Genomic DNA, 21,051 nt, shown 5'->3' with positions numbered 1-21,051 from the left:
GCCTCAGACCGCCTTGACCATGTGGGGCTGCTGGCTGCGCTCGCCCGGCGGCAGGGTGTCGAGGTCACGGCTGACCAGCAGCAGTACCTGGGCCGAGGCATCGGCGACCTGCGCCTTGTAGGCGGCGATGGAGCGGGCGAAGACGTTGTAGATGATCACCGCCGGGATGGCCGCGACCAGACCCAGCGCGGTGGCCAGCAGGGCCTCGGCGATACCCGGGGCGACTACCGCGAGGTTGGTGGTCTGGGTCTTGGCGATGCCGATGAAGCTGTTCATGATGCCCCATACGGTCCCGAACAGGCCGACGAAGGGGGCGGTGGAACCGATGGTGGCGAGCACCCCGGTGCCTTTGCTCATGTCGCGGCCACAGGCGGCGACCAGACGTTCGAGACGGAAGCTGACGCGTTCCTTGATGCCTTCCTTCTCGCGGCTGCTGGCGGAGAGCTTCAGTTCCTCGCGGGCGTCCTCGATGAGGATCTCGCTGAAGCTGTGCTTGGCGCGGGCCTGTTCGGTGGCCTGGGCCAGGTTGCGGGCGCCCTTGAGCTCGACCAGCTCGCGACGCAGGCGGCGGCGGGCGGTGATCAGCTCGATGCTTTTGGCGATCCATACGGTCCAGGTCAGGATGGACGCCAGCACCAGGCCGATCATCACGCTTTTGACCACCACGTCGGCGCCCTGGTACATGCCCCAGGGAGACAGGTCATGGAAAACCTGTTCGGCTTCGGCGGCGGCGTCGTTGCCCATGGCCGCGGCGTCCGCGCTTTGCTGGGCGTCGAGGGCCTGCAGCAGTTGTTCGGCGTCCTGGGGGGCGATGTTGTTCTCGCTGATGAACTGCTGACGCGCTTCGTTGATCTGCTCGGGCGTGGCTTGCGGGCCCAGGGCCTCGAGTTTTTCGCTCAGGGCGTTGACCTGGGCCGTGGTCTCTGCCGGTACGTCTGCAGGCGCTTCGCCAGCCGCCGTGGGCGCTGTCGCTTGCGCCGGGGCGTCCTGGCCGTCGGCAGCGGGCGCTTGCGGCGCGCTGGCGGCCGGCTCCGGCGTATTGACGGACTCATCGGCGTAGCTCGCCGCCGGCACCAGGAACAGGCCGAGCAGCAGTGCGAAGAGCGCGCCGAGGCGTCGTGGCCGAGCGGCGGCAGTGGTTGGCTTAGCGCTATGGGCGGTAGAGTTCATGCTGGCCGGACCTAGAGTGGGATGACGATGACCAGCGCCTGGCAAAGCAGGGCGCTGGTAAAAAAGGCTGAACATTATTGCAAGTAATTCTTGTTTATGAAAGGCGTAACGTAACTGTATTACGTCTAAATCTGCCGATTAGAGCACCTGCGCTCGTTCCAGGTGCTCCCGAGGAGTGACGAATGAAGGCTGTGGGACGCGTAATGATTGCCGGCTGCGGCGATGTGGGAGGGCGCCTGGCGGTGCGGTTGCGAGAGGCGGGCTGGACGGTATATGGCCTGCGCCGCAGCGTCGAGGCGCTGCCGCCGGGTATCCTGCCCGTGGCCGGGGATCTGCATGGCGTCGACTGTCCGCCGCAGTGGCCGCAGGGCGCGCTGGACTATCTGGTGTACAGCGCCGCCGCCAGCCAGCATGACGAGGCGGGTTACCGCCAGACCTATGTCGATGGTCTGGGTCATGTGCTGGCCTGGCTGCGGGCCAGTGGGCAGCGGCCCAGGCGGGTGCTGTTCGTCTCCAGCAGTGGCGTCTACGCCCAGGCCGCTGGCGAATGGATCGATGAAGACTCCCCCGCGCAAGCGCAGGCTTACGCCGGGCGGATCATGCTCGAAGCCGAGCGCGTGGCCCTGGACAGTGGCTTTCCGGCGACCGTGGTGCGCCTGAGCGGCATCTATGGGCCGGGCCGTGAATGGCTGCTCAAGCAGGTGCGCATGGGCTATCGAGTGGCCAGTGAGCCACCGCTGTACGGCAATCGCATCCATGCCGACGACGCGGCGGGGCTGCTGGCGTTCCTGCTCGAGGCCGAAGCCGCCGGGCAGGCGCTCGCCGACTGTTACCTCGGTGTCGACGACGAACCGGCGCCGCTCCACGAAGTGGTCGACTGGCTGCGCCAGCGGTTGGGTGTCGAACACTGGTCGGAGCAGTCGACGGTGCGCCGCTCCGGCAGCAAGCGCTGCAGCAATGCCCGCGCCAGGGCGCTAGGCTGGCAACCCGAGTATCCCAGTTATCGAGAAGGGTATGCGGCAGTGTTACACGAGGGGTAGCCGCAAATCTCGAGAGCAAGCGCGGGCAGGACGCTTCCACTTGCGGCTTGCAGCTCATCACTGCTTTCAGGTCAGTCGATGACCAGAATGGCGTCCATTTCCACTTGCGCGCCCTTCGGCAGCGCGGCGACGCCAATGGCGGCACGAGCGGGGTAGGGCTGCTGGAAGTAACGGCCCATGACCTCGTTGACGGTGGCGAAGTGCGAGAGGTCGGTGAGGAAGATGTTCAGCTTGACCACGTCCTTGAACGAGCCGCCGGCCGCTTCCATCACCGATTTGAGGTTCTCGAAGACCTGCACGGTCTGCGCCTCGAAGCCTTCCACCAGCTCCATGGTCCGGGGATCCAGCGGGATCTGCCCGGACAGGTATACGGTGTTGCCGGCCTTGATCGCCTGGGAATAGGTGCCGATGGCGGCGGGGGCTTTGTCACTGTTGATGACGGTCTTGCTCATGGAAAACTCCTCGGTAAAGGCAGCTTCAAGCGGCACGCCTCAAGCTGCAAGGAAAACGAATACGGCAGGCTACAGGCCAATGCCGATCAGATAGGTTTTTGTAGAAGCAGGGCGCCTACGCAAGAGCGGCAAACCGCCGCTCCGTGTAGGCGCGTCGACCCCGGCGCGATGCGATGGCGGCCATGCTGCAGAATCGCGCTATGGCCACGATTCGCCGCGAGGTCGCGGCTCCTACAGGGCCAGGGCAAACCGCTTGATTGGCTGGCATTAGGCTACAGGCTGCCGTTGGTCGCCTCAAGGCATGTCGGTGTATAGGGCGGCTGGAGTGCCATGCAGGTCGCTATACACTTTGGCTTGAAGCTTGAAGCTGCTCTTACGCCTTGACCCGGGTGATGCGCATGACGCCGGTGAGGGCGCGCAGTTTCTTGATCACCCGGGCCAGGTGTACGCGATCATGCACGCTGACCACCAGCTGGACCACGCTGATGCGGCCATCGCGCTCGTCCATGCTGATCTTCTCGATGTTGCCGTCGGCGGCGTTGACGCTGCCCGCCAGCAGGGCGATCAGGCCGCGCTGGTGTTCCAGCTCCACGCGCAGCTCGACGTTGAATTCTCCGGTGACGTCCTTGGCCCAACTGAGCTGGATGCACTTTTCCGGATTGTGGCGGATCTCGCTGATATTGCGGCAGGTATCCAGGTGCACGACCATGCCCTTGCCCGCCGACAGGTGGCCGACGATAGGGTCGCCGGGGATCGGTGTGCAGCACTTGGCATAGCTGAGCACCAGGCCTTCGGTGCCGCGGATGGCCAGCGGGCCTTCGGCGCTGGGCAACTCGTCGCCCTCGCTGGCCAGCAGGCGGCGCGCCACCACGTAGGCCATGCGGTTGCCCAGGCCGATGTCTTCGAGCAGATCCTCGAAGACTTCCAGACGGTATTCGCCGAGCACCGCCTGCAGGCGCTCGGGCTGCAGTTTCTCCAGGTGGCTGTCGAAGCTGGCCAGCACCTTGTTCAGCAGGCGCTCGCCGAGGCTGATGGATTCGGAGCGGCGTTGCAGCTTGAGGGCGTGGCGGATATGGGTGCGGGCCTTGCCGGTGACCACGAAATTCAGCCAGGCCGGGTTCGGCCGGGCCCCCGGCGCGCTGACGATCTCCACCGTGGAACCGCTTTCCAGGGCCTGGGACAGCGGCGCCAGGCGACGATTGATACGGCAGGCGATGCAGGTGTTGCCGACGTCGGTGTGCACGGCGTAGGCGAAATCGACCGCGGTGGAGCCCTTGGGCAGTTCCATGATGCGGCCCTTGGGCGTGAACACGTAGACCTCGTCGGGGAACAGGTCGATCTTCACGCTCTCGATGAATTCCAGCGAGTTGCCGGCGCGTTGCTGCATTTCCAGCACGCCCTTGACCCATTGTCGGGCGCGGGCATGGGTGCCCTTGGGCGCTTCGTCTTCGTTGGCCTTGTACAGCCAGTGGGCGGCGATGCCGTTGTTGGCCATCTCTTCCATTTCGCGGGTGCGGATCTGGATCTCGATGGGCACGCCGTGCATGCCGAACAGCGTGGTGTGCAGCGACTGGTAGCCGTTGGCCTTGGGAATCGCGATGTAGTCCTTGAAGCGTCCCGGCAGCGGCTTGTACAGGTTGTGCACGGCACCGAGCACGCGGTAGCAGGTGTCGACCTTGTCGACCACGATGCGGAAGGCGTACACGTCCATGATCTCGTTGAATGCCCGGCGCTTGCCACGCATCTTCTGGTAGATGCTGTACAGGTGCTTCTCGCGGCCCATCACTTCGCCGCTCAGGCCCTCGCGCTCGAGGCAGTGCAGCAGCGACTCCTCGATGCGGGTGACGATTTCCTTGCGGTTGCCACGGGCGCGGCGTACCGCGGCGCGAATACGCTCGGAGCGCATCGGGTGCATGGCCTTGAAACCCAGATCCTCAAACTCCACGCGCATGCTGTGCATGCCCAGGCGGTTGGCGATGGGGGCGTAGATTTCCAGGGTTTCCTTGGCGATACGGCGGCGCTTCTCGCCGGACAGCACTTCCAGGGTGCGCATGTTGTGCAGGCGGTCGGCCAGCTTGACCAGGATCACGCGGATATCGCGGGCCATGGCCATGGCCATCTTCTGGAAGTTTTCGGCCTGGGCCTCGGCCTTGGTCTCGAAGTTCATCTGGGTCAGCTTGCTGACCCCGTCCACCAGTTCCGCCACCGACTCGCCGAATTGCGCGTGCAGGGCTTCCTTGGCGATGCCGGTGTCCTCGATCACGTCATGCAGCATCGCGGCCATCAGGCTCTGATGATCCATGTGCATGTCGGCGAGGATGTTGGCGACCGCCAGGGGATGGGTGACGTAGGCTTCGCCGCTGCGCCGGCGCTGGCCGTCGTGGGCCTGCTCGGCATAGAAGTAGGCGCGGCGCACCAGGTTGACCTGGTCGTCGCCGAGGTAGGTCGAAAGTCGATCGGCGAGGGCGTCTATGCTCGGCATGGGGCTTCCCCTTGCCGGGCCTTGTGCGCCTGCGCCGTGCGATCTCGACCGGGCATGGACTTACAGAGGCTCGTTGGCCTCTTCCTCGAAGGCGGCGAACAGCGGCTCTTCTTCGACGATGTCGTCCTGGGCGATGACGTCGTAGTCGACCAGGCCGGCGGCGATTTCGCGCAGGGCGACGACGGTCGGCTTGTCGTTTTCCCAGGCGACTTTCGGCTCCTTGCCGCCAGTGGCGAGTTGACGGGAACGCTTGGTGGCGAGCATGACCAGCTCGAAGCGGTTATCGACGTTGTCCAGGCAGTCTTCAACGGTAACGCGGGCCATGGTGTTCCTCGTAGCAAATGCGAAATTAAGGCTGGGCCCGGATGGGCGAGCGACTGGATAGTCTAGCGCAGCTACAAGCGACAAGCTACAAGCAGGGCAATCGCGTTATGCGCTCGAAGAGTCGCAAACAGCGCTGGAAAGCTGGAGGCTGAACGAAAAGCGGCTCGGGCACGACGCGAAACAGCGGTTTCTCGTCCAGCTTTCCAGCCTCCAGCGCTTTTCATCGAGTGCGGGCGATGCCCTAACGCCATAGCGCGATTGCCCTGAACTACAAGCTGAGGCGCTCCTCTGCTTTGCTCTTGCTTGCAACTTGAGGCTTGTCGCTGTTTTCAGACCAGCAGTTCGTTGAGCAGGCCCAGGTGGCGTTGCTGTTGCGACTGCTGGCGCAACTGGTTGGCACGGAAGATGGCCTTCAGGTCGCTGAGCGCATGGGAGAAGTCGTCGTTGATCACGATGTAGTCGTATTCGACGTAGTGGCTCATCTCGCTGACCGCTTCGCGCATGCGCTGCTCGATGATCTCGCCGCTGTCCTGGCCACGGCTGGTCAGGCGATGGCGCAGGGCCTCCTGGGTCGGCGGCAGGATGAAGATCGAGCGGGCCTGGGGCATCAGCCGGCGCACCTGCTGGGCACCCTGCCAGTCGATTTCCAGGATCAGGTCGAAACCATCGGCCAGGGTCTGCTCGACCCAGGCCTGGGAGGTGCCGTAGAGGTTGCCGAACACCTCGGCGTGCTCGAGAAAGGCGTTCTTGTCGAGCATGGCGTGGAACTGCTCGCGGGCCACGAAATGGTAGTTGACCCCATCGCTCTCGCCGGGGCGCATGGCCCGGGTGGTATGGGAAACCGAGACGCGGATCAGCGGCTCGCTGTCGGTCAGCGCCTTGACCAGGCTGGTTTTGCCGGCGCCGGATGGCGCGGAGATGATGTAGAGGGTGCCGGTGGTGACGCTCATGGGCCTGTCCTGAAAACGGTTGATGATCGGATCGCTGCGCAGGTCGCGCTGGGCAGCCGCTACTCGATGTTCTGGACCTGTTCGCGCATCTGTTCGATGAGCACTTTCAGGTTGACGGCGGCCTGGGTGCTGCGCGGGTCGAAGGCCTTGGAGCCGAGGGTGTTGGCTTCGCGGTTGAGTTCCTGCATCAGGAAGTCCAGGCGCCGGCCCGCCGCGCCGCCGCTCTTGAGCACGCGGCGCACTTCGCCGACGTGGGTGCTCAGGCGATCCAGCTCTTCGGCCACGTCGCTTTTCTGCGCCAGCAGCACCAGCTCCTGCTCCAGGCGCTGCGGCTCGAGCTCGGCCTGCATCTCGCGGCAGCGCTCGAGGATCTTCTGGCGCTGGGCATCGAGCATCTGCGGCACCAGTTCACGCAGCGCCGCGACTTCCTCGAGCATGCTGTCGAGGCGTTCGCCGAGCAGCCTGGCCAGTTCCGCCCCTTCGCGGCCACGGCCCTTCTTCAGTTCGTCCAGGGCGGTGCCGAACAGCGCCAGGGCGGCGGCGTTGAGCGCCTGCGGATCGGCGCTGTCGGCCACCAGCACGCCGGGCCAGGCGAGGACTTCCAGCGGATTGAGGGGCGCCGGCCGCTCGATCAGCGCCGCCACGCTTTGTGCGGCAGCGATCAGTTGCGCGGCCTTCTCGCGATCCACCTGCAGCGCCGCGCCGGCATTGTCTTCGCTGAAGCGCAGGGTGCACTCCACCTTGCCGCGCGACAGCCCCTGGCGCAGGGCCTCGCGCACCGCGCCTTCGAGATCGCGGAAGGCCTCGGGCAGGCGCAGGTGCGGCTCGAGGTAGCGATGGTTGACCGAGCGCAGCTCCCAGCTCAGGGTGCCAGTGGCGGCGGCCTGCTCGGTGCGGGCGAAGGCGGTCATGCTGTGAATCATGCTGTTTACCTCAGGGAACATCGGTGCGGCGCGGCATTTTGCCGTGCTTTGCTCATGTCAGAGCCGGGCGATTGTAGCGCAGTGCATCGGTCGCTCCCAATTCGGCCTGTCCTTGTCGGCTCAGGTCCCTATAATGCCGGGCAGATTCTACTTCACAGCAGGTATTGCCCAGATGAAACGTCCCAGTGGCCGCGCGGCCGATCAGTTGCGCCCGATTCGCATCACCCGCAACTACACCAGGCACGCGGAAGGTTCGGTGCTGGTGGAGTTCGGCGATACCAAGGTGATCTGCACCGTCAGCGTCGAGTCGGGCGTGCCGCGTTTTCTCAAGGGCCAGGGCCAGGGTTGGCTGACTGCCGAGTACGGCATGCTGCCGCGCGCCACCGGCGACCGCAATCAGCGTGAAGCCAGCCGCGGCAAGCAGGGTGGCCGTACCCTGGAAATCCAGCGCCTGATCGGCCGTTCCCTGCGTGCCGCGCTGGACATGAGCAAGCTGGGCGAGAACACCCTGTACGTCGACTGCGACGTGATCCAGGCCGACGGCGGCACCCGCACCGCTTCGATCACCGGCGCCATGGTGGCGCTGATCGACGCCCTCAAGGTGATCAAGAAGCGCGGCGGCCTGAAGGGCGGCGATCCGCTCAAGCAGATGATCGCCGCCGTTTCCGTCGGCATCTACCAGGGCGAGCCGGTGCTCGATCTGGACTACCTGGAGGATTCGGCCGCCGAAACCGACCTCAACGTGGTGATGACCAGTGCCGGCGGTTTCATCGAGGTGCAGGGCACGGCCGAGGGCGCGCCCTTCCAGCCGGCCGAGCTGAATGCCATGCTGGCCCTGGCGCAGCAGGGCATGACCGAGCTGTTCGCGCTGCAGCAGGCCGCGCTGGCCGAGTAACCAGGCGCTAGGATCTGTTAACGCTTCCGGCGCGGTCGGCTGAAACGTCAACAGACCCTAGTATCGTGTCAGTCATGTAATGTCGGACGTCCATAGGTTGGGTCGGGCCGCGCAGGTTAGCGACGCGGGACGCGGATCGACAGGCAGCGCTGTCGTGGTGCGTCGCGGATGGCCGCCCCGCACCAGGCGATGGATCGCGTTGCGCCAGTGTGGGTTACGGCTTGCCCCGTAGCCTGGCGTTGAGCGCAGCGATACCCAGGGTGCGATTTCCCGGGTGTCGCTGCGCTCGACCCGGCTACGCAAGGATGGCGTTCGACTCGAAGTCGTTTACCTCGGGTTTCAGCAACAAGTGCGCAGAATTGCCACATTTGCATAGGAGCCGCGACCTCGCGGCGATTGGTGGCCATACCGCGATTTTTGCAGGATGGCCGCCATTGCATCGCGCCGGGGTCGAGGCTCCTACATTGTGAACCCTGGCTCCGAACGGGTTCTTGCAGGCCTAGGATCAAGACGGCATCTACGAGAAACCATGCGACCGACATTTGATCTGTGTTGCGACACTTACGTATAGAGGAGAGCCGCTATGGACGAACCCAGCCAGCCACCCGTGCCCACGCCGAGCCAGAGCGCCCGCCAGTGGGCCATGCTCTGCCATTTCGCGGCGGCCCTCGGCTTCGTTTTCCCCTTCGGCAACCTGATCGGCCCGCTGATCGTCTGGCAGATCAAGCGGGAGCAGGACGCCTTCATCGACGAGCAGGGCAAGGAAGCGCTCAACTTCCAGATCACCGTGGCCATCGCCGCCATCGTCAGCATCCTGCTGATGCTGGTGCTGATCGGTTTCCTGCTGCTGAGCCTGGTGGCCATTGGCGCCATCGTGCTGAGCATCATCGCCGGCATCAAGGCCGGGGAAGGGCGCTCCTATCGCTATCCGTTCTGCTTGCGCCTGGTGAAGTAGGCCGTCCGCCTAATGCCGATCAGATAAGGTTTTAGTGGGTCGCCTACAGAAGAGCGGCAAACCGCCGCCCGTGTAGGAGCGTCGACCTCGGCGCGATGCGATGGTAGCCATTCAGCAAAATTGCTGATGTGCCACCAATCGCCGCGGGGTCGCGGCTCCTACAGGGCCAGGGCAAACCGTCGTTTTGTGGGTCAAGTGCTTAACTGACTGGCATCAGGCCGTCCGGCTGGCGGTCGTCGTTCACAGACTGTGAACCAGGTCCGCTGCACATTCTTTGATGGCAAGAGGCCATATGGTTTAATCGCGGCCACCGAACCAATACGCTAAATCAGGGATGGATGAATGTTTTTCCGCAAAGGAACTGCGGCGGTCTTGCTCTGCCTGTGCTGCCTGCCTTTATACGTCGGTGCCCAGACCCCACCGCCGGGGTTGCCCTCGCCGCTGGATCAGGACCTGATCCGCGAGCGCCAGGAGCGCCTGCTGCAGGAGCAGCAGCGGCGTCTGCAGGAGTTGCAGCAGTTGCCTGGCCGTGGCGTCGAGGCGCCGGCCGAAGCGCCGCCGAGCGATGAACGCTGCTTCGCCATCGAACAGATCAAGATCAGCGGCGCCAGCCTGCTGAGCGAAGCCGAGCGCACGGCGATCCTCGCCCCGTTCGCCGACAGCTGCCTGGGCGTCGGCCAGCTCAATGAGCTGCTCAAGGCCATCACCGACCACTACATCGACCGCGGCTACGTGACCACCCGCGCCTACCTGCCGCAGCAGGACCTGTCGCGCGGCACCCTGCAGGTGATCGTGGTCGAAGGGCGCCTCGAAGGGCTGGACAGCTCCGCCCTGGCCAGTGACCGCGAACTGGCCATCGGTTTTCCCGGCCAGGTCGGCGAGGTGCTGAACCTGCGCGAACTGGAACAACTGGTGGAAAACCTCGGCCGCCTGCCCTCGCGCCGCGCCCAGCTGGAACTGGTGCCCGGCGAGCAGGTCGGCGGCAGCCGCGTGCAACTGCAGGGCGAGCGCAGCAAACCCTGGCACGCCAACCTCAACCGCCACAACGAGGGCCAGCGCAGCACCGGCGAGCAGCAGTGGGGCCTGGGCCTGGTGTGGGACAGCCCGCTGGGCCTGGCCGACCAGCTGAGCCTGCGCGCCGGGCGCGACGCGGTCAGCGACAGCTACCGTCATTCGCACAACCAGAGCCTGTCCTACAGCCTGCCCTACGGCTGGTGGCGCTTCGACTACAGCTACAGCCAGAGCTACTACCGCACCCTGGGGCAGGGCAACGGCTTCGACTTCAAGCAGGACGGCGACAGCCGCACCCATGCCCTGCGTGGCGAGCGGGTGCTGCACCGCGACAACCTGAGCAAGACGGCGGTCAACCTGGGCCTGAGCCACATGCGCTCGCGCAACTACCTGCTCGACAGTTTTCTGCAGGGCTCCAGCCCGCACCTCAGCGAGGCGCAACTGGGCTTCAACCATGGCCGGCGCATCGGCAGCGCCTTCGTCAACCTGGACGCCGGCTGGCAGCGCGGCGTGGGCCTGTTCGGCGCCCAGAGCAATGGCGATCCCCGGGGTAGCGAGCCGGTGGCGCGCTACGACAAGTACAGCCTCACCCTGAGCTACCTGCAGCCGTTCAGCCTGTGGCGCGAGTCGTTCAGCTTCGACAGCCTGGCCACCGGGCAGAAGAGCGAAGACGTGCTGTACAGCCCGCAGCGCATCAGCCTCGGCGGCCTCAGCTCGGTGCGTGGTTTCAAGGACCAGTCGCTGTCCGGCGACAGTGGCGGCTATTGGCGCAACCAGTTGCGCTGGACGCGGCCGGTGACCTGGGCGGCGCTGCAACCCTGGGTGCAGCAATACAGTGCGACCCTGGCCTATGACGTCGGCGTGATCAGCCACGACCGGTACAGCGCCGGGCAGAGCGGGCGCATGAGCGGTCACGCCCTGGAACTCGGCGCCCGTGGCGAACACCTGGCCGCCACGGTGACCTTCGCCCATTCCCTGGAACGCCCCGACGCCATCACCGAACGTGAGCGGCCGGTGCACTTCCGTCTCGACGTTTTCTTCTGATTTTCATTTTCTGATTCGATGCGCCTTGGAGTCATTGACATGGACGTTCGCCGCCCCTTCTTCCAGAACATCGCCCTGATCCTCGCTGGCGTGCTGTTCCTCAACCCCATCGTCGCCACGGCGGCGCAACTGGCGGTGGACAGCGCCGCTGGCGGCAATACCAGCCTGGGCCAGGCCGGCAACGGCGTGCCGATCGTCAACATCGCCACACCCAATGGCAGCGGCCTGTCGCACAACAAATTCAGCGACTACAACGTCGGCCAGCAGGGGCTGATCCTCAACAATGCCACCGAGCGCCTGCAGGGCACCCAGCAGGGCGGCATCATCCTTGGCAACCCGAACCTGAACGGCCGGGCGGCGGGGGTGATCCTCAACGAAGTCACCGGCAGCAACCGCAGCCAGCTCCAGGGCTACACCGAGGTGGCGGGGCAGGCGGCCCGCGTCATCGTCGCCAACCCCCACGGCATCAGCTGCGACGGCTGCGGCTTCCTCAACACCCCGCGCGCGACCCTGAGCACCGGCACGCCGGTGATCGACAATGGCCAGCTGCGCAGCTTCGACGTCAATGGCGGCGACATCGCCATCGAGGGCGCCGGCCTGAATGCCAGCAACCTCGACCAGTTCGACCTGATCACCCGCAGCGCCAAGCTCAATGCCGAGCTGCACGCCCAGCGCCTGAACGTCATCACCGGGCGCAACGAAGTGGATGCCGCGACCCTGCAGGCCACGGCCAAGGCGGCCGACGGCAGCGAGGCGCCGCTGCTGGCCATCGACAGCTCGGCGCTGGGCGGCATGTACGCCGGGGCGATTCGTCTGGTCGGTACCGAGGCTGGTGTGGGGGTGAAGCTGGCCGGCGACCTGGCGGCCAGCGCCGGGGATATCCACATCGAGGCCAATGGCCAACTGACTGTCGCCAATGCCGCGGCCAGCGGGCAGATCGCCGTCCTGGCCGGGCAGGTGGAAACCCAGGGCCAGGTGTACGCCGGCACGCGCCTCGATGTTCAGGCTCGGGGCGACCTGATGAACCACGGCAGCCTGGCGGCGCGGGACGCGGTCGCGCTGGACAGTGGCGTGAACCTGGACAACCGCGGCCATATCGAGGCCGGGGTCAATCCCGACGACAGCCGCAACGCCACCGGCGACATCCAACTGAGCGGGCAGAGCGTGCGCAACGCCGGCAGCGCACTGGCCAGCCGCGATCTGCGGGTGAACGCCAGCGGTGCGCTGGACAACCAGAAGGGCCAGTTGCTGGCCCAGGGCGATGCCCGCCTGGACACCGCTAGTCTGGAGAACGCCGAGGGCCGGCTAGTCGCCGGCGGGCGTCTGGACATCGCCAGCGGACAGATCGTCAATGCCCAGGGGCTTATCGCCAGCGGCGGGGCGATGGAGGTGAAGGCCAGCGGCCTGGATCAGCGGCAAGGCAAGCTGACCAGTCAGGCCAGCCTGAGCCTGGACCTGGCCGGCGGTACCTTGGATAACCGCGCAGGCCTGATCGCCGCCAACGGTGACCTGAACCTGGCGGTGGACGCCATCGACAACCGTGATGGGGAAGTTTCCAGCCAGGCCAGGACGAGCCTCGATGCCCGGCGCCTGGACAACAGCGACAGCGGCCGTCTGCTGGGCGCGCGCCTGAACCTGACCGCCGAACGCCTGCTCAACCGCAACCAGGGCCTGATCTACGGCTGGGACAGCGCCCAGGTGACAGGCGCCTTCTTGGACAATCGCGGCGGCAGTGTCGCCAGTGACAACCTGCTGGGTATCGAACTGGCCGCCCGGGCGGGCGATGTCGAAGGTGCTGGCCACCTGCTCAACGATGGCGGACTGATCGCCAGTGAAGATCGGCTGAGCCTCATTGCCGCTGCCCTCGACAACCGCCTGGGGCGGATCGAAGGGCAGGGCGCGACGAGCGTCAGCAGCGGTGTGCTGGACAATGACCGGGGCCAGCTTATCGGCCTGGACCGCCTCGACCTCGTCGCCGGACAGGTGAGCAACCGCGCCGGCCGCATAGCCGCCAGCGGTCCGCTGGTTCTGCGCGCCACAGGTCTCGACCAGCAGGGCGGCGAACTGTTCAGCCAGGCCAGCCTGAGCCTGGACCTGGCCGGCGGCGATCTGAACAACGACGGCGGTCTGCTCAACGCCCCTGGCACGTTGCTCCTGAGCAACCTGGGCACGGTGAGTAACCGCGGTGGCGAGATCTCCAGCAACGAAAGCTTCACTCTGGCAGCGTCGCGCCTGGATAACGATGGCGGCAGGCTGCTCTCGGAGAAAGGCCTTGGCCTGCGCATCCAGCAACTGCTGTCCAACCTGGCCGGGCTGGTCAGCGCCAATGGCCTGGACCTCGCCGCCGGCCAACTGGAGAACGGCGAAGGCCGGGTGTCCAGCCGTGGCGACCTGGTCGCCGGGATCGATACCCTGAACCAGATCGAGGGCGAACTCCTCGCCGCAGGCTCACTCAAGCTGACCGGCGAGACGCTGGACAACCGCAGCGGTCTGATTGCCGCCAACGGCGACCTGAACCTGGCGGTGGGCGAGATCGACAACCGCGGTGGTGAACTCTCCAGCCAGGGCCGTGTGAGCCTCGATACCCAGCGTCTGGACAACAGCGACAGCGGCCGCCTGCTGGGTGCGCACCTGAACCTGATCGCCGAACGCCTGCTCAACCGCAACCAGGGCCTGGTCTATGGCTGGGACAGCGCTCAGGTGACAGGTGCCCACCTGGACAACCGCGGCGGTACCGTTTCCAGTGACAGCCTGCTGGCCATCGAACTGGCCGCCCGGGCGGGCGATGCCGAAAACGATGGCCGCTTGCTCAACGACGGCGGCCTGTTCAGCAGCGAAGGCACCCTGACCCTCGATGCCGAGACCCTCAACAACGCCGGAGGCAGCCTCTCCAGCGCCGGCACGCTCAGCGCCAGCGCCCGAGGCCAGTTGTTCAACCAGAATGGGCGCATCCTCACCGACGCCGATCTGCTGCTGCGCAGCGCCGGGCTGGACAACCGTGGTGGGCTGATCTCCGCCGCCGCTGCGCTGGCACTCGCCACCGGGGCCTTCGACAACGACGCCGGGCGCCTCACCAGCAGCGCCGGCCTAGACCTGAAGGCGGGCCAGATCGGCAATGCCGCCGGTCGTATCGCGGCGGGCGGCGCGCTGGTGATCGAGGCCACGGGCCTGAACCAGCAGGGTGGCGAACTGTTCAGCCAGAGCAGCCTGGCCCTGGACCTGCAGGGCGGTGTGCTGAACAACGACGCCGGCTTCTTCAACGCCCCCGGATCATTGCTGCTGGAGAACATCAGCCGTATCAGCAACCGTGGCGGCGAGATCTCCAGTGCCGCCGGCTTCAGCCTGATCACCGAGCGCCTGGACAACACGGGCGGCAAGCTGCTCAGCGAACAGGACCTGAGCCTCGTTCTCAGCGGCAAACTGGACAACCAGGGCGGCAGCCTGGCCGCTCGCCACCTCGATCTGGCCGCCGCCGACGTCGACAACAGCGAGGACGGCCTGATCCGCGCCCGCGGCAATCTTGACGCCAGAGTCGGCCAGTTCAGCCAGCACCGGGGCCAGACCCTGGCCGAAGGCACGCTGACGCTCGAAGGCGCCAGCCTCGACAACCGCGAAGGCCGGCTCGCTGCGAATGGCGACGTCACCCTGAAGGTGGCCGCCATGGACAACCGCACCGGCGAGATCTCCACGGGCACCAGCCTCAGGAGCGTCGGCCAGTACCTGGACAACAGCGACGGCGGCCGCCTGCTGGCGGCGCACCTGAGCGTCACCGCCGAGCGTCTGCTCAACCGCGCCCAGGGCCTGATACTGGGCAGCGCGTCCAACCGGCTCATCGGTGCCCAACTGGACAACAGCGGCGGCACCCTCGCCAGCGACGAAGAACTGACCGTCAGCCTGACCGCCATCCCCGGTCAGGCCGACGCCGACGGCCGCCTGCTCAACGTCGGCGGGCTGCTCGGTAGCGAAGGCACCCTGAGCGTCACGGCTGGCGCGATCGACAACAGTCGTGGCCGCTTCTCCAGTGCGGATACCCTGAGCGTCACCGCTACAGGCCGGTTGAACAACCAGGACGGCCGCCTGCTCACCGACGCCGACCTGCTGCTGCGCAGCACTGGTCTGGGCAACGTCGGCGGGCAGATCTCCGCGACGGGCACCCTGGAGGTGGCAACCGGCGACCTCGACAACAGTCGCGGTCAACTGATCGGCAACGCCGGGCTCGAGCTGAGCGCCGGTCAGGTCGACAACCAGGCCGGGCGCATCGCCAGCGCGGGGGCCCTGACGGCACAACTCGGCGGTCTGCGTCAGCAAGGCGGCGAGCTGTTCAGCCAGAGTCGCCTGAGCCTGGACCTGGCCGGTGGCGAACTGGTCAATGACGGCGGCCTGATCCACGCCCCCGGGGCGCTGAGCCTGTCCCGCCTGGGCGCGCTCAGCAACGTCGGCGGCGAGATATCCAGCGTCGCCGGCTTCACCCTGGCGGCCACCTCGTTGGACAACACCCAGGGCCGGTTGCTTTCCAACGGCGACCTGACGCTGCGCATCGAGCGCCTGTTGAACAACCTGGCGGGCCTGGTCAGCGCCGCTACCACGCAGCTCGAAGCTACCCGGCTGGACAATGAGGGCGGTACCGTCTCGGCCCGCCGCGACCTGAGCGTGGCTATCACCGGAGCCCTCGATAACAGCGCCCAGGGCCTGATCCAGGCCGGCGAAGGGTTGATCCTCGACAGCGGCGAACTGGACAACCGTGGCGGCTACCTGCTGGCTGGCAGTGGCCTGGGCGTGAACGTCGCCCGGAACCTCGACAACAGCGCCAGCGGCCTGATCAACAGCCAGGGCGGCCTGAGCCTCGGCGCTGGCCATCTGGATAGCAGCGGCCAAGGCGAAGTCTCGGCCAAGGGTGACATGAACCTGGCTCTCGGCGGGCTGACCCAGCACCAGGGTGCACTCATCGGCGAAGCGTCGGTCACCCTCGACCTGCTCGGCGGCACGCTGGATAACCAGGCCGGCCTGATCGGCGCCAGTGGTCCGCTGAGCCTGAAGAACCTCGGCAAACTCGATAACCGGGGCGGGGAACTCACCAGCCTCGGCGTGCTGGAACTGGCCGCGGCCAGCCTGGACAACCGCCAGGGCCGTATCATTGCCCAGGACTGGCTGCGTCTCGTCGCCGGCAGCACGAACAACCAGAATGGTCTGCTCTCCGGCTGGCAGGGCCTGGTCCTGGGCGGCACGGCCCTGGACAATCGCCTGGCGGGCACCCTGTCCAGCCGCCATGGCGACGTGGACGTGCAACTTGCCGGCGACCTGCTCAACAGCGGCGAGGGCGCGATCGTCGCCCAGGGCCGCCTCGACCTCGGCGCGGGCAGTCTCGACAACAGCGGCCAGGGCATCCTCTCCAGCGGCAGCGGGCAACGCCTGTTGATCAGCGACGCACTGAACAACGCCGGTGGGCAGATCGACGCCGGCGGGCGACTGGATCTCGAAGCCGGCTCGCTGAGTAACCGGGCCGGCATCCTCCAGGCGGGCGGCGCGCTGAACATCGAAAGTCATAACCTGGACAACGGCGGCGGGCGCATCGGCGCTGCCGGCATCACCAGCGTCAGCCTCGGCGGTCGCCTGGACAACGCCCAGGGCCTACTGGCCAGCGGCGGCGCGCTGACCATCAGCGCCGGCGACGTCGACAACCAGGGCGGCATCCTGGCCAGCCAGGGCACGGCCACCCTGGCCGTCGCCAGCCTGGACAACTCGGCGGCAGGCACCCTCGCCGCCAACGGCCGGCTCGGCGTGACCGCCAGCGGCACCGTCAGCAACGACCAGGACGGCCTGATCTACAGCCGCGACGCCGGCGCCACTCTTATCGTCGGCCGCCTGAGCAACCAGGGCGGGTCGGTGGAAAGCCGGGACAGCCTCGAGATCAAGGCTACCCAGGATCTGCTCAACCGTGGCGGTACCTTGCAGAGCCGCGCTGGCGACCTCGACCTCGCGGCCGTCAACCTCGACAACCGCCAGGGCACGATCGCCAGCCTGGAGGGCTGGGTACGCACCCGCCTGGGCGGCTGGCTGCGCAATGGCGCGGCCGAGCAGGGCGGACTGATCCAGGCCCGGCATCTCGACCTGCAGGTGAGCGGCAGCCTGTTCAATACGGACGGGGGCATCAACGCCCTGGGTGGCGACGCCAGCCTGACGGCAGAAGCCTTCGACAACCAGGGCGGCCTGCTCACCGCGCAAGGCAACCTGCTGCTGGCCGGTGGCGGGCTGGACAACCGTGGCGGACGGATCGGTGCTGCCCAGATCACCCTGAACCAGGGCGACGACGGGCTGGACAATCGCCAGGGGCTAGTGGAAAGCCGCGGCACGCTCGACGTGCAAGGCGCCAGCGTCGACAACCAGGGTGGCCAACTGCGCGCCCTGGGCGCGAGCGGCAGCACCTTCTTCAGCCTCGGCGGGCAACTGGACAACCGCAATGGCGTCATCGAAAGCGCCAACCTGCACCTGATCCTCGGCATCGGCGGCCTGGCCAACGACAACGGCCGCATCCTGCACGCCGGCAGCGGCACCTTCGGCCTCTCCCTGTCCAGCGCCGCAAACGCTGGCGGCAGCCTCGTCACCCAGGGCGGCCTGACCATCGAAGCCGACAGCTGGAGCAACAGCAGCGTGCTGCAGGCCGGCCACCTGACCGTCAACGTCGGCACCTTCAGCCAGAGCGCCAGTGGTCAGCTGCTGGCCAGCCAGTCCTTCAGCGGCAGCGGTGGCAACTGGACCAACCACGGGCTGATCGCCAGCGACGGCAACCTGAGCCTGACCCTGACCGGCGCCTACGACGGCAACGGCCGCCTCACCAGCCTCGGCGACCTGAGCCTGACGGCCGCCAGCCTGAGCCTGACGGAGGTGGCCAGCATCAGCGCCGGCGGCCAGGGAGCCTTCACCCTCGGCGGCAGCCTGGTCAACCTGGGCCGCCTCAGCGCCGCTGGCGACCTGATCGTCAGCGCCGGCAGCCTGAGCAACCACGGCACCCTCGGCAGCGCCCAGCGCCTGACCCTGAGTACGACCGGCCTGCTCAACGAGAACGGCCTGCTCTTCAGCGGTGACGACATGGCGCTGTACGTGGAGACGTTCACCAACCGGTATGCGGATGTGTACAGCCTGGGGACACTGCTGGTGGCCCGTGACGAATCGGGCAACCGGGCGACAAGACTGGAAAATATTTCGGGTACTTTGGAGAGTGGCGAAGACCTGAGCATCGATGCCACGCAGATCATCAATCGCAAGGATGTTTTCGAAGTGTCCGAACGATTGGTATCGGGGTACATCACCTACCAGTGCATTGATTGCAAGAACAGGCACTTCGATCTTTATTACTTTCTCAACGAGGAAGTGGAAAGAACGGTCAGCCAGGACTCGCCCTCTTCCCTGATTCAGGCCGGCAGGGATCTCAAACTTGTTGGCGGTGAGATCGAGAACGCTCATAGCGTATTGTCTGCGGCGCGTAATGTCGCCATTACCGGTGACAGGGTCTCCAACGTCGGTTCCGCTACCGAGAGCGTTACTCGGTTCCAGCAGTACAGGAACCCCTTTGACTCCGAGTCGCGGGGGGTGTTCGAGGGGCTGGTAAGAGCTGGCGGGGCCGTCTATGAGTACAATAAATACAACTCACTGTATGAGCACGTCTATACGGTTCAGGAGTATGTCGATCGTAATCAATACGTTACGAGATACCTGGCACCGGGTAACCAGATAACCCAAAAAACCAATGCTTATTATGATCCGGAGCGGAATTACCCTATTCCCGCTATCTTCGATAGCTACCGGCTAGTCGACTCTCGCGAGATAGTCACCGCCAACGGCGCCGCCGCCAATGCCATTATCCAGGCGGGTGGCGATGTCTCGATCAACAGTTCGAACCTCATCGAGAATGGTGTTCGTCGGAACGGCCAGAGCATTGCCCTGGGTACGACCCGGGTTGACGGGACCAGCGCTTCCGGTACCGGGACCACCATTATCCAGCTCAATGCCCAGTTGCCCCCGGATCTTGCCCAGCAACAGGTCAACCCGCTGACCCTGCCCGGTTTCAGCCTGCCCATGGGACAGAACGGCCTGTTCCGCCTCAGCGGCCAGGGCGCCAGCGACAGCCAGGTGCGCGATGCCAACTCGAGTCAGGGCTGGTCCCTCTCCGACGTTTCCCTCGACCTGACGCAGCGTGAAGCCGCCGGCACCGGTACTCAGGTCGGCACGGTACACCTCGGCGAACTGCTGGCCGGCGGCGCTCAGCTGCAGGCCGGCGATCGCGAGCAGGCCAGCGGCCTGCCCGGCCAGTCGGGTGGCCTCCAGCTCGGCGCCCAGCCTTCCAGTAGCGTCACCGACGGCCTGCAGACGGTCGGCCTGCCCGACGCCCGGGCCGCTGGTGTTCAAGTGCCTGGCATCGACCTGGAGAACAATGTCTCCCATGCCCAGGGCACGGTGGTCACCCAGGCCTCGCAACCCCACAGATACCTGATCGAAACCAACCCGGCGCTGACCGAACTGAACCGCTTCCTCAGCTCCGACTATATGCTCGACCAACTGGGCTACGACCCCGATCAGGCGCAGAAGCGCCTGGGCGACGGCCTCTACGAGCAGCGCCTGATCCGCGAGGCCATCGTCGCCCGCACCGGCCAGCGCTTCATCGCCGGGCTGGACAGCGACGAAGCCATGTTCCGCTACCTGATGGACAACGCCATCGCCAGCCAGTCGGCGCTGAACCTGGGGCTGGGGGTGAGCCTGAGCGCGGAGCAGGTGGCGGCGCTGACCCACGACATCGTGTGGATGGAAGAGCAGGAGGTGCTGGGCGAGACAGTCCTGGTGCCGGTGCTCTACCTGGCCCAGGCCGAAGGCCGCCTGGCCCCCAACGGCGCGCTGATCCAGGGCCGCGACGTGGCCCTGATCAGCGGTGGCGATCTGGACAACCAGGGCACCCTGCGCGCCAGCGGCACACTCGACGTGCAGGCGGTCAATATCGCCAACAGTGGCCTGCTGCAGGCCAACGAGCGCCTGCAACTGCTGGCCGAAGACAGTATCCGCAATGCCCAGGGCGGTATCATCGCCGGGCGCGAAGTCAGCCTGACGGCGGGTAACGATATCCTCAACGAGCGTAGCGTCACCGAGCATGCCGCTCGTTTGGGCGCCAGCCTCTGGGGCCAGACCTACCTCGACAGTGCCGCGCGTATCGAAGCGAGCGGCAGCCTGAGCCTGGCGGCCGGTCGCGACGTGAGCAACCTCGGCGGCGTGCTCGACAGCCGTGGCGACCTGACCATCGAAGCCGGGCGCGACGTCACCATCGCCTCGGTGCAGGACGTGCAGCACCAGTCACGCGGCAACTGGTTCCTCAACGAGCGGGTGAGCCAACTGGGCGCCGAGGTGAGTGCCGGCCGCGATCTGGAGATCAGCGCCGGTCGCGACCTGGGCATCGTCGCCAGCCAACTGAGCGCCGGCCGTGACCTCGACCTGGGGGCCGGGCGTGACCTGACGATTTCCAGCGCGGCCGATGAAAGCCACTTCCTGTCACGCAGCAAGAAGGTCACCCAGAGCAACGACCGGGTCACCCAGCAATCGAGCGAAATCCTGGCCGGGCGCGACATCAGCCTCGGTGCCGGCAACGACCTGAGCGTGATCGCCAGCCGTGTGCAGGCGGGCAACGATGTCGATATCGATGCCGGGCAGGATATCAACATCCTCTCGGCCCAGGACGAAAGCGCCTCCTACTACTTCAAGAAAAGCAAAGGCTCGTTCGGTCGTAGCAAGAGCAAGCAGAGCGAAAGCTACGACAGCACCAATA

General features: G+C 66.1%; 11 protein-coding genes. 5 read left to right on the top strand and 6 right to left on the bottom strand.

The window, feature by feature from the left end:
- Window positions 1–3: 3 nt before the first annotated feature.
- Complete coding sequence (exbB, locus tag DNK34_RS24230; protein ID WP_131175601.1) at window positions 4–1,170, bottom strand: tonB-system energizer ExbB; 1,167 nt, start codon at window positions 1,168–1,170, stop codon at window positions 4–6.
- Between the two features lie 182 nt (window positions 1,171–1,352).
- On the opposite strand from exbB, the gene DNK34_RS24225 reads away from it, so the two are divergent.
- Entirely contained in the window at window positions 1,353–2,210 is an 858-nt protein-coding gene (locus DNK34_RS24225) for an SDR family oxidoreductase (RefSeq protein ID WP_131175602.1), read from the top strand.
- Between the two features lie 71 nt (window positions 2,211–2,281).
- Here DNK34_RS24225 and DNK34_RS24220 read toward each other — a convergent pair whose 3' ends face one another.
- From DNK34_RS24220 to DNK34_RS24200, 5 genes are all read right to left on the bottom strand, one after another.
- Window positions 2,282–2,662, bottom strand: a complete 381-nt coding sequence (locus DNK34_RS24220) for a RidA family protein (protein WP_131175603.1) — start codon at window positions 2,660–2,662, stop codon at window positions 2,282–2,284.
- A 373-nt stretch (window positions 2,663–3,035) separates the two neighbouring features.
- Window positions 3,036–5,144, bottom strand: coding sequence for a bifunctional GTP diphosphokinase/guanosine-3',5'-bis pyrophosphate 3'-pyrophosphohydrolase (gene spoT, locus DNK34_RS24215; RefSeq protein ID WP_131175604.1), 2,109 nt, complete (start codon window positions 5,142–5,144; stop codon window positions 3,036–3,038).
- Between the two features lie 60 nt (window positions 5,145–5,204).
- Window positions 5,205–5,468 (bottom strand): DNA-directed RNA polymerase subunit omega, encoded by a 264-nt coding sequence (gene rpoZ, locus DNK34_RS24210; protein WP_003464606.1) that lies wholly within the window; start codon window positions 5,466–5,468, stop codon window positions 5,205–5,207.
- 329 nt (window positions 5,469–5,797) lie between these two features.
- The gene (gene gmk, locus DNK34_RS24205) at window positions 5,798–6,418 is read right to left on the bottom strand and encodes a guanylate kinase (protein WP_131175605.1); all 621 of its coding nucleotides are present in this window, start codon (window positions 6,416–6,418) and stop codon (window positions 5,798–5,800) included.
- A 59-nt stretch (window positions 6,419–6,477) separates the two neighbouring features.
- Complete coding sequence (locus DNK34_RS24200; protein ID WP_131175606.1) at window positions 6,478–7,341, bottom strand: YicC/YloC family endoribonuclease; 864 nt, start codon at window positions 7,339–7,341, stop codon at window positions 6,478–6,480.
- 172 nt (window positions 7,342–7,513) lie between these two features.
- Here DNK34_RS24200 and rph point away from each other — a divergent pair, with 172 nt between their 5' ends.
- The 4 genes from rph to DNK34_RS24180 all read left to right on the top strand — a co-directional run.
- Window positions 7,514–8,236 (top strand): ribonuclease PH, encoded by a 723-nt coding sequence (gene rph / locus DNK34_RS24195; RefSeq protein ID WP_131175607.1) that lies wholly within the window; start codon window positions 7,514–7,516, stop codon window positions 8,234–8,236.
- Window positions 8,237–8,819: 583 nt separating this feature from the next.
- Window positions 8,820–9,191, top strand: coding sequence for a DUF4870 domain-containing protein (locus DNK34_RS24190; RefSeq protein ID WP_131175608.1), 372 nt, complete (start codon window positions 8,820–8,822; stop codon window positions 9,189–9,191).
- 342 nt (window positions 9,192–9,533) lie between these two features.
- The gene (locus tag DNK34_RS24185; RefSeq protein ID WP_131175609.1) at window positions 9,534–11,246 is read left to right on the top strand and encodes a ShlB/FhaC/HecB family hemolysin secretion/activation protein; all 1,713 of its coding nucleotides are present in this window, start codon (window positions 9,534–9,536) and stop codon (window positions 11,244–11,246) included.
- Between the two features lie 39 nt (window positions 11,247–11,285).
- Window positions 11,286–21,051, top strand: a 9,766-nt coding sequence (locus DNK34_RS24180) for a two-partner secretion domain-containing protein (protein WP_165497314.1), incomplete at its 3' end; no start/stop codon positions are given.

Source organism: Phytopseudomonas dryadis, from assembly GCF_004327355.1.
Lineage (GTDB): Bacteria > Pseudomonadota > Gammaproteobacteria > Pseudomonadales > Pseudomonadaceae > Aquipseudomonas > Aquipseudomonas dryadis.
Note: the sequence above shows the minus strand (reverse complement) of the source record. Positions and strands in the feature narration are given on the sequence as shown.